This is a genomic window from Weissella paramesenteroides ATCC 33313 (assembly GCF_000160575.1).
Lineage (GTDB): Bacteria > Bacillota > Bacilli > Lactobacillales > Lactobacillaceae > Weissella > Weissella paramesenteroides.
This window is the reverse complement of sequence record NZ_GG697129.1, coordinates 452,909-467,067: the sequence shown is the minus strand read 5'-3', so window position 1 is coordinate 467,067 and position 14,159 is coordinate 452,909. Positions and strand designations below refer to the sequence as shown.

At 38.1% G+C, this 14,159-nt stretch carries 12 protein-coding genes and 2 pseudogenes; 9 read left to right on the top strand and 5 right to left on the bottom strand.

Going from position 1 to position 14,159, the window contains the following annotated elements; translation table 11 throughout:
- Nucleotides 1-56: 56 nt before the first annotated feature.
- Nucleotides 57-1,373, bottom strand: coding sequence for a D-serine ammonia-lyase (locus HMPREF0877_RS05175; RefSeq protein WP_002828198.1), 1,317 nt, complete (start codon nt 1,371-1,373; stop codon nt 57-59).
- Between the two features lie 174 nt (nt 1,374-1,547).
- On the opposite strand from HMPREF0877_RS05175, the gene proB reads away from it, so the two are divergent.
- The 3 genes from proB (at nt 1,548) to HMPREF0877_RS05160 (ending at nt 3,943) form a co-directional block, all read left to right on the top strand.
- A complete protein-coding gene (proB, locus tag HMPREF0877_RS05170) occupies nt 1,548-2,393 on the top strand; it encodes a glutamate 5-kinase (protein ID WP_040760639.1) in 846 nt (281 codons plus the stop codon).
- Nucleotides 2,374-3,621 carry a glutamate-5-semialdehyde dehydrogenase gene (locus HMPREF0877_RS05165; RefSeq protein WP_040760758.1) on the top strand — a complete coding sequence of 416 codons (1,248 nt, stop codon included), beginning with the start codon at nt 2,374-2,376 and terminating at the stop codon, nt 3,619-3,621. The genes proB and HMPREF0877_RS05165 overlap by 20 nt, the downstream gene beginning before the upstream one ends.
- Before the next feature lie 73 nt (nt 3,622-3,694).
- Nucleotides 3,695-3,943, top strand: coding sequence for a hypothetical protein (locus tag HMPREF0877_RS05160; protein WP_002828195.1), 249 nt, complete (start codon nt 3,695-3,697; stop codon nt 3,941-3,943).
- Nucleotides 3,944-4,113: 170 nt separating this feature from the next.
- Here HMPREF0877_RS05160 and HMPREF0877_RS05155 read toward each other — a convergent pair whose 3' ends face one another.
- The gene (locus HMPREF0877_RS05155; RefSeq protein ID WP_002828194.1) at nt 4,114-4,428 is read right to left on the bottom strand and encodes a hypothetical protein; all 315 of its coding nucleotides are present in this window, start codon (nt 4,426-4,428) and stop codon (nt 4,114-4,116) included.
- A 336-nt stretch (nt 4,429-4,764) separates the two neighbouring features.
- Between HMPREF0877_RS05155 and HMPREF0877_RS05150 the strand changes: the two are divergent.
- Nucleotides 4,765-4,977 (top strand): annotated as a pseudogene (locus tag HMPREF0877_RS05150) (RepB protein); the annotation flags it as partial.
- Nucleotides 4,978-5,136: 159 nt separating this feature from the next.
- Here HMPREF0877_RS05150 and HMPREF0877_RS10390 read toward each other — a convergent pair.
- From HMPREF0877_RS10390 to guaA, 3 genes are all read right to left on the bottom strand, one after another.
- Nucleotides 5,137-5,673, bottom strand: coding sequence for an IS110 family transposase (locus tag HMPREF0877_RS10390; protein WP_040760634.1), 537 nt, complete (start codon nt 5,671-5,673; stop codon nt 5,137-5,139).
- 84 nt (nt 5,674-5,757) lie between these two features.
- Complete coding sequence (locus HMPREF0877_RS10385) at nt 5,758-6,111, bottom strand: IS110 family transposase (protein WP_002828191.1); 354 nt, start codon at nt 6,109-6,111, stop codon at nt 5,758-5,760.
- Between the two features lie 270 nt (nt 6,112-6,381).
- The gene (gene guaA / locus HMPREF0877_RS05135; protein ID WP_040760631.1) at nt 6,382-7,935 is read right to left on the bottom strand and encodes a glutamine-hydrolyzing GMP synthase; all 1,554 of its coding nucleotides are present in this window, start codon (nt 7,933-7,935) and stop codon (nt 6,382-6,384) included.
- A gap of 308 nt (nt 7,936-8,243) precedes the next feature.
- Here guaA and HMPREF0877_RS05130 point away from each other — a divergent pair.
- From HMPREF0877_RS05130 to HMPREF0877_RS05110, 5 genes and pseudogenes are all read left to right on the top strand, one after another.
- Nucleotides 8,244-9,323 (top strand): annotated as a pseudogene (locus tag HMPREF0877_RS05130) (BMP family lipoprotein).
- Nucleotides 9,324-9,513: 190 nt separating this feature from the next.
- Nucleotides 9,514-10,188, top strand: a complete 675-nt coding sequence (locus HMPREF0877_RS05125) for a GTP pyrophosphokinase (protein ID WP_002828187.1) — start codon at nt 9,514-9,516, stop codon at nt 10,186-10,188.
- 26 nt (nt 10,189-10,214) lie between these two features.
- On the top strand, nt 10,215-11,666 hold the full coding sequence (rlmD, locus tag HMPREF0877_RS05120; RefSeq protein ID WP_002828186.1) for a 23S rRNA (uracil(1939)-C(5))-methyltransferase RlmD: 1,452 nt from the start codon (nt 10,215-10,217) through the stop codon (nt 11,664-11,666).
- A gap of 160 nt (nt 11,667-11,826) precedes the next feature.
- Complete coding sequence (locus HMPREF0877_RS05115; protein ID WP_170945069.1) at nt 11,827-12,387, top strand: ECF-type riboflavin transporter substrate-binding protein; 561 nt, start codon at nt 11,827-11,829, stop codon at nt 12,385-12,387.
- 85 nt (nt 12,388-12,472) lie between these two features.
- Nucleotides 12,473-14,158 (top strand): ABC transporter ATP-binding protein, encoded by a 1,686-nt coding sequence (locus HMPREF0877_RS05110; protein WP_002828184.1) that lies wholly within the window; start codon nt 12,473-12,475, stop codon nt 14,156-14,158.
- Nucleotide 14,159: the final 1 nt, after the last annotated feature.

Below are 14,159 nucleotides of genomic sequence, written 5' to 3'. Positions count from 1 at the left end.
ATATAAAATAAAGGGTCGAAGCATTCTCTCCTGTTTCGACCCTTTTGATTTGAATTTTATATAAGAACTTTTTTCGGTTGATGCAAAAGCTGCTGTCCCTTAGCGTAGTTTGCCTCACGTTCACTCTGGGGCATCATGCTACCACCAGTTGCCCAAACAATATGGGTCGCATTCTGAGTGTTAAATGCTGGCATATTTTTAATGGTTGGTGCAATACCGGTAAATCCGGCCGCAGCTGAAGGTTCAACGATGATATCCTGGGTGTCTTGTAACTGAGCGACGTATCGATAAATATCATTGTCTGGGAAAGTGACACTGCCAAATAGCAACGTACGCATGACTTTACCAGCTAAACGTGATGGACGACCAACTGCCAGACCGTCTGCAGCCGTTAAACCATCTAAACCAATATCATAAACGGAAATTTGGTCGTTTAATTTTGTCATCATGCCCAGTGTGACAGAAGGGACATGAGTCGGTTCACAGAAAATTGCATGAACGTGTGGACCTAAGATTGTTTTTAAGCCAAAGGTAACACCACTTGGACTGCCACCAACGCCAGCTGGTAAGTAAACAATGACGGGATGATCCTGATCAACTTTAATCTGCTGCTCCTTTAATTGCTTCTGTAGGCGAACAGCGGCAACTGCATAACCTAAGAATAAATCATTCGATCCTTCATCATCTACGAAATGGATGTTAGGATCTAACGCAGCATCAGCACGTGCTTTTGGGATAACAGCCGAAAAATTGGTGTTAAATTCTTTAACTGTGACACCATTTTCACGTAACCTATCTTTTTTCCATTGACGAGCATCATGTGACATGTAGACGGTTGTTTCAAATCCAAATGTGGCAGCGACAATACCAACACTGAGGGCGAGATTACCAGTTGAAGCGACGATAACGCCGTAATCAGCGAATAACTGACGAAATTCATCGGTAGCTAAAACACTATAATCATCCATGTAAGCTAAGCTGCCATGAGTTGTTGCGATTTTCTCAGCAAATTTTAGCACCTCGTAGATACCACCACGAGATTTGATTGAACCTGAGATGGGTAATTCACTGTCAGCCTTTAAATATAAATGACCAGCAAGCTCATGATGATTCTGTTGTTCCCAAGCTGTCTGCATATTATCCAATGAAATCAATGGTGATTCAATTATGCCGTTTGTCACCATTGTTTCTGGGAAAACCTTGGCTAAGTAGGGCGCAAAACGGTCTAAACGGGCGACGGCATCAAAAATATCAGCTTTTGAAAAGGGAAGATCAGCTTTTAAAGCGTAGTCTGGATTGCGCCAAAAAGTTGGTTGTTCAGTGATTAAATCTTTAATTTGGGGATACTCTGTGACCAACGTTTCTAAGTTCATGTGCTATCAATCCTTTCACCTTTAAATTTAAAATTATTATAACGCGGCGAAATGATAAAACACGTAATTATGTTAGGGAACATAACATGCATAATGTTTATTTATATCTAGGTTATTCTTACCGACTATTGTAAAATTATGATAAAACTTATTGGGAAATGGAGGGCAATTGCCATGAAGTCAAATCGCCACATGGAAAATGTTTCGCGGATTGTTGTGAAAATTGGGACAAGTTCCTTAATGCATGGTAATGGTAAATTAAATTTGCAGGCAATTGATCAACTGAGTTACACATTAACAGGTTTGGTTAACGAAGGAAAACAAGTCATTTTAGTTAGTTCGGGTGCAATTGGTGCGGGAATGGGCCAATTGGGATTAACAGAACGACCGGAACAAATTCAAAAACAACAAGCTCTAGCTTCGATTGGACAGAGCGAGTTGATGACCGTCTATCAGCAACGGTTTGCAGCTTATGGTCAGAGAATTAGTCAGGTATTACTGACCCATGATGTTTTGGACTATCCGCAGAGTCGAGAGTACGTGCATAATACGATGGAACAATTACTGGACTGGGGCGTTATTCCGGTTGTTAATGAGAATGATACCGTGGCGGTTGATGAGTTGGATCATCGAACAACTTTTGGTGATAACGATAAACTGTCAGCAATTGTCGCGGTGCGGTCACATGCAGATTTGCTGATTATGTTATCAGATATTGACGGATTTTATACGGGTAATCCTCATCAGGATCCGCAGGCTAAATTAATTAAGGAATTGCATCAAGTAACAGCCGATTCACTCAAAAGAGCTGGTGGTGCTGGCACCATATTTGGTACGGGTGGCATGGCGACAAAATTAACAGCCGCTGCCGATATTTTGAAGCACAAGCAGATGATGGTTTTGGCGAATGGGGCTAACCCATCAATTATTTTTAATATCATGAATGGTGAAGAAGTTGGTACGCTCTTTATTTCAGAAGAAAATAGTGAGGAATCAAATGATGACAGAGTTGTTAAATAGCATTGGACAACAAGCAATAGCTGCTGCCCAAGCATTGGCGCAATTGTCAACGACAACCAAAAACCAAGTGTTGCGTGCAATGGCTGACGCTTTGGAAGAAAAAACACCCGACATTTTAGCAGCAAATCAAGAAGATTTGGCAGATACGACAGGTTTAGAAGATAAGTTCATTGACCGATTAACGTTGACTGTAGATCGACTTGCGGGTATTGCTGATGGTGTTAGACAGGTGGCTAATTTACCTGATCCACTAGGTAATATTGATCGCGGTTGGACAACAGAGTCAGGATTAGAGATAAGTCAGAAGCGGGTGCCCCTGGGTGTCGTTGGGATTATTTATGAAGCACGCCCAAATGTGACAGTTGATTCTGCAGCGCTCTGCTTTAAATCTGGTAATGCGGTTATTTTGCGTGGTGGTAAGGAAGCATTACAAACAAATATCAAGATTGCTGAGGTTGTGCGTGAAGTTTTGGCAACATTTAATTTGCCACAAGATGCAGTCCAGGTGATTACGGAGACATCACATGAATTGGCCCAACAATTTATGCAGTTGAATCAGTATGTTGATGTATTGATTCCACGTGGTTCAGCACGATTGATCCAGACGGTTGTGCAAAATGCGACCGTGCCGGTTATTGAAACTGGTGCTGGAAATTGTCATATTTATGTTGATGAGACAGCCGATTTGCAGATGGCTGAAGATATTATAATTAATGCGAAAACACAGCGACCATCTGTCTGCAATGCAACTGAAAAACTGCTAGTTAATGCAGAAATTGCTGCTGATTTCTTACCACAAATTGCGGCAGCGCTGGCTAATAGCCATGTAGAAATTCGTGGTGATGAACAAACTTGTCAAATTTTGGGTGATCAGGTACGCCCAGCTCAGCCAGAGGATTGGGATACTGAATATAATGATTATATTATTGCCATCAAAGTGGTGCATACATTAGATGAAGCTATCAGCCATATTAATCAGCATAATACGAAACATTCTGAAGCCATCATCACGACTAACTATGAACATAGTCAACAATTTACGCAACAAATTGATGCAGCTTGCGTTTATGTGAATGCATCAACACGGTTTACAGATGGATTTGAATTTGGTTTCGGTGCGGAGATTGGTATTTCAACGCAAAAGCTACATGCACGTGGTCCAATGGGATTGAAAGAGTTAACAACAACGAAATATGTCATATTAGGTCAAGGCCAAATTAGGGAATGAAAAAGGAAATAGCGTAAATTGCGTTACATTGAGGCTTCAGACTTTTGGAACGCGTTTATACTATCAAATTTTCATGCTGATAATTAATACATTTTTAGTCCAAAAGCGGCTGGGACACTTTTATATTTGGCTGGTTTTTACTGGGATTGTCAAAAAAATTATCCAAGAAAATGAACTGTCAGTACTATCGATAAAAAGTTCGACAAATGATGATACAACATCCGAATATATCTGCACAGAAGATGATTCACTAGAAGAATACATTGTGGCAGATTATTTAATTGATCATCATTCTGAAGACCATGATGACACTGACTATTAATTTTTTTGATGGCACCCCTAACAGAAGTTGTGTCGGTTCAATCAACCATAGTAAAACCCTGTAAGTTTTGGAAATTACTCCAACTTACTGGGTTCAATTCAATTATGTAGAAAAAACCAAGGACTTGTATCCTTGGTTTTTTTCATTCATATTTAGTTAACGTACAACTGTTACTTACCTTTTATTGCACGGCGACGTTTAACCGCCCAAACAATTAGCACAATTGTTAATATACTATTCCAAACCAGTAATAAAAGCAGCCAAATAGCAATAGAGCTCATTGCAGAGTTAAAATGGTCTAAAGTAACAAAATTTTGAGAAATATTGTTACTCAATTGATTGAAAGCATTTGTATATACTTTGTCCATATTACTAAATTGTTGAGTTATTTCTGAAGTCACTTGAGATAGATCAGTAGCTGAGGAAATAACAGAATTTGCACTATTTATCAAGTTACTTAAGTCATTTAAGTCTGTATTATTCATATAAAAATTCTCCAAATAATATATAATTTTTATTTTTTATCATTAATAAGTAGTTTACCTTTTTTTTTATTAGAAGTATACTTATCTAACACTTTTTAAAACAATTTAGTCTTATTCTTAGACATAATTTTCCCAGAATAACACCACAACTTATTGAATAATCGTTATGACAAACTCAAAAGTCTCTCTCAAAACTTAACCAATTTACCTAAATAGGACAATTAGGTAAATCTATGTACGTCTCATAATAAATGACCTTCGTTACAGTAGATTATCTTTAACCCGTTTATTTGTGTTTTGACATTGTTTAATAATAAAACTTTACAGTTTGAGAATGTTGAAGATCAAGGTCGTCAACAAGAGACAGAAGAGAAGCTAGTCTATCAGGCTATGAAGAGTCAATATACAAAACTAATTTTGGAACACTTTTTGTTGTCATATATTGATTTTACTGATACTGCTATTTTGTTAGGATTACAGAAAAATGTTTATCCACTCTATGATGAATTGAAAGACTTACGTGGCTTAAATGGTGTCAAAGAACACGTAGGAAAGTAATTATCTCTTATTTGAAGATTGAATTTTTAATTTTGGTTGGTTCTTCATAAGAAATTTGGATGAATATATAACTGGGCACACTAAAATGACCGCAATGGTCATTGCTTTTAAAACATTGCGGAATGTTCTAAGATTGAATTGGAAGCTTAGTTACTTCCTAGATTTATTTTGGGACTTCGAGTCCGAGTATAAATATCTCGAATCATTGCCAGCCATAACCATGGTGTACAGGCATTTGAGTGTCTTATTAATGCAGGCCACTCGTGCAACCTTATCCTTTTTCGGATGGATAGGTTGCTTTTTTAATTTGTAATAAAAATCAACAACATGATTTGGTGCGATACGTTGTTGCCTAATCATATTACCGACAATAATATACATCAAAGACCGTGCATGCGAGTTGCCTCGCTTATTAATATGATCTTGGTACTGGGTTTGTCCTGATTGATAGTGTTTTAAATCTGTACCCACATATGCATTTAGCTGACTAGCTTTATCAAAGCGTCGAATATCCCCAAGTTCTCCTAGTAGCTGAGCTGCTGATTGTGGTCCAATACCAGGAACTGAGCAGAATACCTTAAATTCTGGTATCTGTTCACCTACGCTGATCATCTTTTTAAGTAAATCAGGGTGTGGATATAATAGGACAACATTTACAGATAACTTTGAATACCTGGCAGAAAACAAATTTTCTTCTTCATTGAGGATGATCTCTTCTTCAATTTGGCCGTAGAAACGGCTAAGCCCACGTAGTTTTTGATATAGATGAGTCTAACTGGTTGTCTGTCGATAGTCGTTGATCATAGCAGAATGCGCAATCTTATGGGCATCAGAAGTATCTGATTTCATCCGACGCAATTGTTGGGTATTATTTGATACTTCTAAGGGATTTAATAGCGAATAGCTAACGTGGTAATCCTGACAAAATTTCATTAGTGGACGTGAGTAGACACCTGTTGCTTCAAAATAAACGGTTGGCAAGGTAGCTTCATCAATAACTTGCTTAAGTTTTTTAAAACCCATTTTATTATGTAGACAATCAAATTCTGCAGTACATTCGTTATGATGGTAGATCACGCAATAGCTATGTCCCTTTGAGACATCTAAGGCAATAATATCGCTCATGATGATACTTCCTTTCAAAATTTTGAAGCTAAGTAGTAACCATCTCAATGTTTGATATCACTTCCTATACACAGCCTCGAAGGCTAACAATCTCAAACTATATTTGGACATCGCAGATGGCCACAATCCTTTTTTTAGTACGAACTCGAAGTTCAAGAGGTTATAGACGATTTAAGCTTCATCTCCAGTTGTAACAGTAAACAAAAAGTTCTGGAAAGAATTTGTTTCAAATTCTTTTCAGAACTAATCTTAGATTGTTTCATTTATTTTTTATTCCCACTCAACAGTTGCAGGTGGCTTAGCTGTAATATCGTAGACTACGCGGTTAACGTGGTCAGTTTCATTGACGATGCGACGAGAAATTTCTTCTAGAACGTCCCATGGCAACTTAGCAAAATCAGCGGTCATCCCATCAACTGAGGTAATGGCACGAATAGCAATGGTGTAGTCGTAGGTACGACCATCGCCCATGACACCAACTGAGCGTACACCAGGCAACACAGTGAAGTATTGCCAAACTTCGCTATCCAAGCCTTGCTTAGCGATTTCATCACGCAAGATAGCATCGGATTCACGGACGATTTCTAGTTTATCTTCCGTTACCTCGCCAAGGACACGAATACCAAGACCGGGTCCAGGGAATGGTTGGCGCCAGACAAGTTCGTGAGGCATACCTAACTTTTCACCAAGTGAACGAACTTCGTCTTTGAATAGTTTGTTCAAAGGTTCGATCAATTGGAATTGGATATCTTCTGGCAGTCCACCAACATTGTGGTGAGACTTGATTGTTTGTGCCGTATCAGTACCAGATTCAATGACATCAGTATACAACGTACCTTGTGCTAAGAAGTCAATACCGTCTAGTTTAACAGCCTCTTCATCAAAGACACGAATGAATTCGTTACCAATGATTTTACGCTTTTGTTCAGGATCAGTAACACCAGCTAGCTTGTTTAAGAAACGTTCTTGGCCATCAACTTTAATGATGTTCAAACCAAACTTACCACCAAGTGCAGCCATCACTTCATCAGCTTCATTTTTACGTAGTAAACCATGATCAACGAAAATTGATGTTAATTGGTCTCCAATTGCTTTGTGCAAAAGAACCCCAACAACAGATGAATCAACACCACCTGAAAGGCCTAATAGGACACGCTTGTCACCGATCGTCTCGCGAATCTTAGCAACTTGTTCGTCAATGAAATCATCCATTGACCAATCACGATTTGCATGAACAGCATGGTCAATAAAGTTCTCCAGAATCTTCATACCGTAGACTGTGTGGCGAACTTCAGCATGGAATTGGACACCGTATAGTTGACGCTCAGGGTTTTCCATTGCGGCAATTGGTGTGCTATCTGAAGTTGCGACAGCAGTAAATCCATCTGGTACAGATCCAACGTAATCACCGTGTGACATCAAAACAGTTTGTGTTTCTGGTGTGTCAGCAAATAGTGTTGAATGCTCATCAGTAACCTTCAAAACGGTTTCACCATATTCAGATGTGTTGTTTGCAGGTAGTACTTTACCACCAGGCAACATGTGTGCCATTAGTTGCATACCATAGCAGACACCTAAAATTGGAATGTTAAGGTTAAAAATTTCTGGATCGATAGAAAATGCACCGTCAGCATAAACGGAATTAGGACCACCCGAGAAAATTAGGCCTTTGGGTTGAAGTTCTTTAATTTCAGCTGCGGTAATAGTGTGTGGCTTTAATTCAGAATATACACCCAATTCACGAATACGACGTGAAATGAGTTGATTATATTGAGAACCAAAGTCCAAAACAAGAATACTATCGTGTATATCTGTGTTGGCCATGATATCCCCCATTTAAATTGATAATTCTATTATACGTAATTTGTGATAAATTTCAATGTGATTTTAAATTAATGTTCGTTATTAAAGTGACAATTTGATTAAAAAACTCTAATGATTAATATAGTTAAAATTAATGTAAATTAATGGTTTATTCATTAAGTAAAACGTTTATTTATATTTTATATTTATGTAAAAATTGGCTTGCATTCCATCTTTTAGACCGCTATAGTAGATAAAATTATATATTCTTAAAGAACTCTTAAGTGAGTGGTTGGGTTGAGGGCTTAATACTTGGAGGTATTATAAAAATGGTTTCACGTCGAATGATGATTGTTGGTGGTGTCGTGGTGGTTGCTATCGCTGGTATCGGTATTGCATCAATGAATGATGATCAATCAAAAAGTAAAAATCACTTTACTGCAGCGATGGTTTCTGACACAAATGGTGTGAATGACAAGGGGTTTAATCAAAGTGCTTGGGAAGGATTGCAAAAATGGGGTGAGCAAAATCACTTAGCCAAGGGTTAAGATGGCTATGATTATTTCCAACCTAAGACAGTTGCGGATTATGATACGCAATTAACGCAAGCTGCAACAGCAAAATATGATTTGGTAGCGGCCATTGGTAATACATTCAAGGATTCTGTCGAAACAGTTGCTGATAAGCAACCAAAGACAAAGTTTGTTTTGGTTGACGAGCAAGCTGACAAAAAGTATAAAAATGTTGTTTCAGTTAAATTTCATTCGGAACAATCTTCGTATTTAGTAGGTGTAGCAGCTGCAAAGAAAGCTCAAGAAGTTGGGGATAAAACAGTTGGATTTATTGGTGGTATGCGAAATTCAGTAATTGAATCATTTTTAGCAGGTTATCAAGCGGGTGTAAAATCGGTTGATCCAAGTATTAAGGTCGATGCAACATATGCAGGGACGTTCTCTGATCCTGCGAAGGGCCAAACGATTGCCAAGGCTAAAATTGCACAAGGAGAACATGTTATTTTCCAAGCTGCTGGTGGTGTTGGTAATGGTGTGTTCCAAGCTGCAAAAGATCAAAGTGCAACTTTGGTTTCTGGTTCAAAAGAAAAAGTTTGGGTCATTGGTGTTGATCTTGATCAAACAAACATGGGTAACTACAAAACCAAAGACGGAAAACAAGACAATTTGACATTGACGTCTTCACTAACGGGAATCGGACGTGGTGTACAACTAATTACGAAGGATGCACAGCATCATAAATTCCCTGGTGGTAAAACCGTTTATTATGGTTTGAAAGAAGGTGGTGTTGGCGTTGTTACTAAGAATTTAAACGATGATGAGAAAAAGTCCGTTGATTCTGCTAAAAGCAAAATCATTAACGGTGATATTAAAGTTCCAACAATACCAACAAAATAGTCACGACAGATGTATCTAAGATGTATTAAAAATGTGTTAGAAGTAGTTTTAAATCTTTTTTTGTGCCACTGTATATTTTCAATACATGCTATCTTTTATAAGCAAGTGTTGCGAAAAATATGACAGGATTAAGTATAATAGACTACGATAGTCCGATAAAGGTGACAGACTAAAGAAGGAACTTGTTAATATGAATACGAAACGAAACACAATGAGTGTTAAAAAAATACGGCAAATGCTTGGTGAAGAAGCTGGCCTTGATTGGGTAGCAGATCAATTAACATCAGTCGCACAGATGTATCAGCTTTACGAATCTGCACAACATGAAATATCTACAAAGCTAGAAAATTTAGATGCAGAATTCGAAGTGAACTATAATCATAATCCGATTCATCATATTGATGGTCGTATGAAAGACCCACAAAGTTTAATGGGAAAAATTCAAAAAAAGGGTCTTGATCGATCAGTTAATTCTATTAAAAAGAACATTTTTGATATTGCAGGATTGCGAGTTATCACAAACTATATAGATGATATCTACACTGTTGAAAAATTACTCTCACAACAAGATGATGTTGAGGTAATCAAGCGTAAGGATTATATTAAAAACCCTAAAGAGAGTGGCTATCGCAGTTTACACCTAGTTGTAAAGGTACCAGTATTTAAAGCTCATGATGTTGAAACAGTACCAGTCGAAATTCAAATTCGAACAATCGGTATGGATATGTGGGCAAGTCTTGAGCATGAATTGCGTTATAAGACAGATGTTGACCGTGCGGAAGAATTTGCATCTAATCTAGTAGAAAATGCTAACGCACTATTTGAAATTGAACAAAATTTCCAAGATATACATCATCAATTATAAAGAAAAGAGCTATTGTAGAACGAATTATGGAAAATAAACAACATAAAAAATATAATAATCACCAACAGTTTAAGAAGGGTGACCATGTTTCACGTGGAACAAAAAAACGCAATAATGCACCAGTACAGGTTGAGATTGGTGATCAGTTATTAATTACGATTAAACGTTTAGGTATTAATGGCGAAGGAATTGGTTATTATAAGCGTAAGATAACTTTCATTCCGGGTGCTTTGCCAGGCGAAGTTGTTGAGGTTGAAGTAACGAACGTCACTGAAAAATTTATCGAAGCAAACATTCATAAATTTAAACAAAAGTCAAAGCAACGTGTAACCCCAGTTGATAATCAAGAGGTTGGTGGTTTTGAGTTGGAACATTTGGCGTATGACGGTCAACTGACTTTCAAACAAGATGTTATCCGGCAGGCATTAGAAAAGTACAAGCCAGCTGGCTATGCACATTATAAATTATTGCCAACGATAGGTATGGATGATCCAAAGGAATATCGTAATAAAGCGCAGTTCCCTGTTCGTGAGGTTGATGGTGAGTTAGCTGTGGGGATGTATAAGCGTCATTCACATAAATTGGTTGATTTACCAGTTGTTACGACGCAACATCCGGCTACGCTAAAAGTTGTTCGTGGCGTGCGTGATATTTTGGCAGATATGCAGTTGCCAATTTATAATGAGCGGAAAAATAAAGGTATTGTAAAAACGTTAATTGCACGTGTTTCAGAATCTACTGGGGATGTGCAGCTGACGATTGTAACCAATGGTCGATCACTACCAGATGCGGATGAGTTAATTAACAGAATTCATCAGGCATTGCCTGAAGTTGTATCTATTCATCAAAATATTAATCGTGGACAATCTTCATTAATTTGGGGTGATGATACACGTCAAATCTGGGGTGAAGATTATATTACTGAAGAAATTAATGGTAAAACATTCAAGTTATCACCTCGGGCATTTTTGCAATTAAATCCGCGCCAAACACAACGTCTGTATCAAGAAGCAATTAAAGCTTTAGACTTGACTAAGGCAGATAAACTAATTGATGCTTATTCTGGTGTTGGTACAATTGGTATTTCGTTAGCTGATCATGCTGGTGAGGTTCGCGGAATGGATACGGTGGCAGAGTCTATTGATGATGCGAATGAAAATGCCATTGATAATCACGTGACGAATGCTACTTATTATGTTGGTGCAGCTGAAGAGTTGATACCACAGTGGACGCAAGAAGGCTGGATTGCAGATGCAGTCGTTGTTGATCCGCCACGTACAGGATTAGATATTGCCTTACGACAAACTATTCTAGAAACAAAGCCAGAAAAGTTTGTTTATGTTTCTTGTAATGCATCAACCCTTGCCCGTGATTTAGTTGATTTGGCAAAGGTTTATCGCGTTGATTATATTCAATCTATTGATATGTTCCCGCAAACGGCACGTTGGGAAGGTATCGTAAAATTTACGAAGAAATAAAATGATTCAGCAAATGTTGACGATAATGCTATTATGTTAGTATGTTGGTTGTCAGCAAATAAAGTTGATTATTTTATTGATAATGAACAGAGTGCGCTTGAAGGCAATGCTAACAATGATTAGTGTTGCCTTTTTTATAACACATCAGGAGGAGAGAATGATGAAACAACACAAAGGACTGTCAACTCGTTCAGTTGTTGCAACAGGTATTGGGGCTGCTGTATTTTTAATTTTATTTAAATTTGTTGCTATTCCTACCGGTATTCCTAATACACAAATCAATGTTGCTGAAGCATGGTTGTCATTAATTACTGCTATTTTTGGTCCAATTGTTGGTGGACTAGTTGCTTTTATTGGCCATGCCTTGAATGATGCTATTTCGTATGGTTCGGTCTGGTGGACCTGGGTAATTGCCGATGCACTATTCGGTGTTATTTTGGGGCTCGCTGTACAGAAGTTGAAACTGACGAATGGTGATTTGACAACTAAAAAATTAGTTGCATTCAATATTTGGCAATTGCTTGCGAATATTGTCGCTTGGAGTATTATTGCGCCACTAGGTGATATTTTAATTTATAGTGAACCTGCAACTAAGGTGTTTTTGCAGGGGTTTGTTTCAACAGGTGTTAACTTCTTATCTGTGGCAATATTAGGTAGTTTGCTATTGGTTGCTTATAATAAAACACAAGTTAAACAAGGATCATTGAAAGAAAAAGATTAATTTATAACCGCGCACGAAAAAAGAGGAGGGTACGGCATTTTTATTGCAACCTCCTCATACATATAAAAAATTGAAGGAGTTACACATGGTAGCAGCGATGGAATTGCAGGATGTGTCATTTAAGTATGATTCACAATCTGAGCCGACTTTGCATCATATTAATTTAACGATTGCACCTGGTGAACGGGTGTTATTATCTGGGCCATCTGGTTCGGGGAAAACGACTTTAGGTCAATTACTTAATGGCCTCATCCCACATGCCTATCAAGGTGAGGTAACTGGAAACATTAAAATTAATGGTCATGATATTAAGGACGCTTCAATTTTTGAGCGTTCTTTTGATATTGGTACAGTATTACAAGATACAGATACACAATTTGTTGGCCTGACAGTTGCTGAAGATATCGCATTTGCATTAGAAAATGATCATGTGGGACATGATGAATTACTAACCAAAGTGAAGCAGTGGGCGCAAACGTTACAACTAGATGAATTACTGAAGGCGGCACCACAAGAGCTATCTGGTGGACAAAAACAACGGGTTGCCATGGCGGGCGTCTTGATAGATGATAGTCTTATTTTACTATTTGATGAACCACTTGCTAGTTTGGATCCAGCTAGTGGTCATCGGATGTTAGCCTTGTTGGATGAGCTACAAGAGAAATATCATTTAACGGTTATCATGATTGAACATCGTTTAGAAGATGTTTTACAACACCGTCTTGATCGAGTTGTTGTGCTAGATAAGGGTGAAGTGACTTTTGATGGCACACCTGATGCTATTTTACGTTCAAATACGTTGCATCAATATGGTTTGGCTATGCCAGGATATTTGCAATTGTTAGAATTGGCGGGTGTTGATTTAACCGCATTAACACAAATAGCCCAGCCAGAAAATGTGACGGGACCGGATGTTAAAAGTAAGCTGCAAGCATTGGTACCTAAGCCGCAAGTAGCACATCAAGAGAATGAACGAGAACCTATTTTAACCGTCAATCATTTGGGATTCCAATATAGTGACCAACAATTGTTTAAAGATGTTTCATTGCAGTTATTTAAGGGTGAGTTGGTTGCTTTAGTTGGTAAGAATGGTTCTGGAAAATCAACGCTAAGTAAGTTAATTGCTGGCTTTATGCAACCATCTAGTGGTTCAATGCTGCTAAATGGTATTGGAGATCTCGCGCAACTTTCAATCAAAGAGCGTGCTGACTATATTGGTTATGTTTCTCAGAATCCAAATGATATGGTGACGCAGTCTATTATTTATGATGAAGTTGCAAGTGGTCTACGTCTTCGCGGAAAATCAGAAAGTGATATTCAGGAGCGCGTGAACCAATTGTTGAAGCTAGCGGGATTATATGGCATGCGTGAGTGGCCAGTTACGGTACTGAGCTATGGGCAAAAGAAAAGATTGACGATTATTAGTGTGCTAGCACTCGAGCCTGAAGTATTGATTTTAGATGAACCAACGTCAGGACAGGATTATGCTAATGCGCAGGCAATTATGCAATTTGTGCAAGACTTAAATGCGACGTTTAACACAACGGTGGTCGTGATTACGCACGACATGTCATTGATGTTAGAGATTGCAGATCGTTCACTAGTATTAGTTGATGGTCGGGTGCTTGCCGATACAACGCCAGCTGAATTACTAAATGATCAAAACTTAGTGGATCAAGCAGACCTGCATATTACGACGATTCATGAGTTAGCACAACAATATGATTTAGCTAATCCAGCAGGGTTAACTGCATTGATTGGGAAAGGATAGA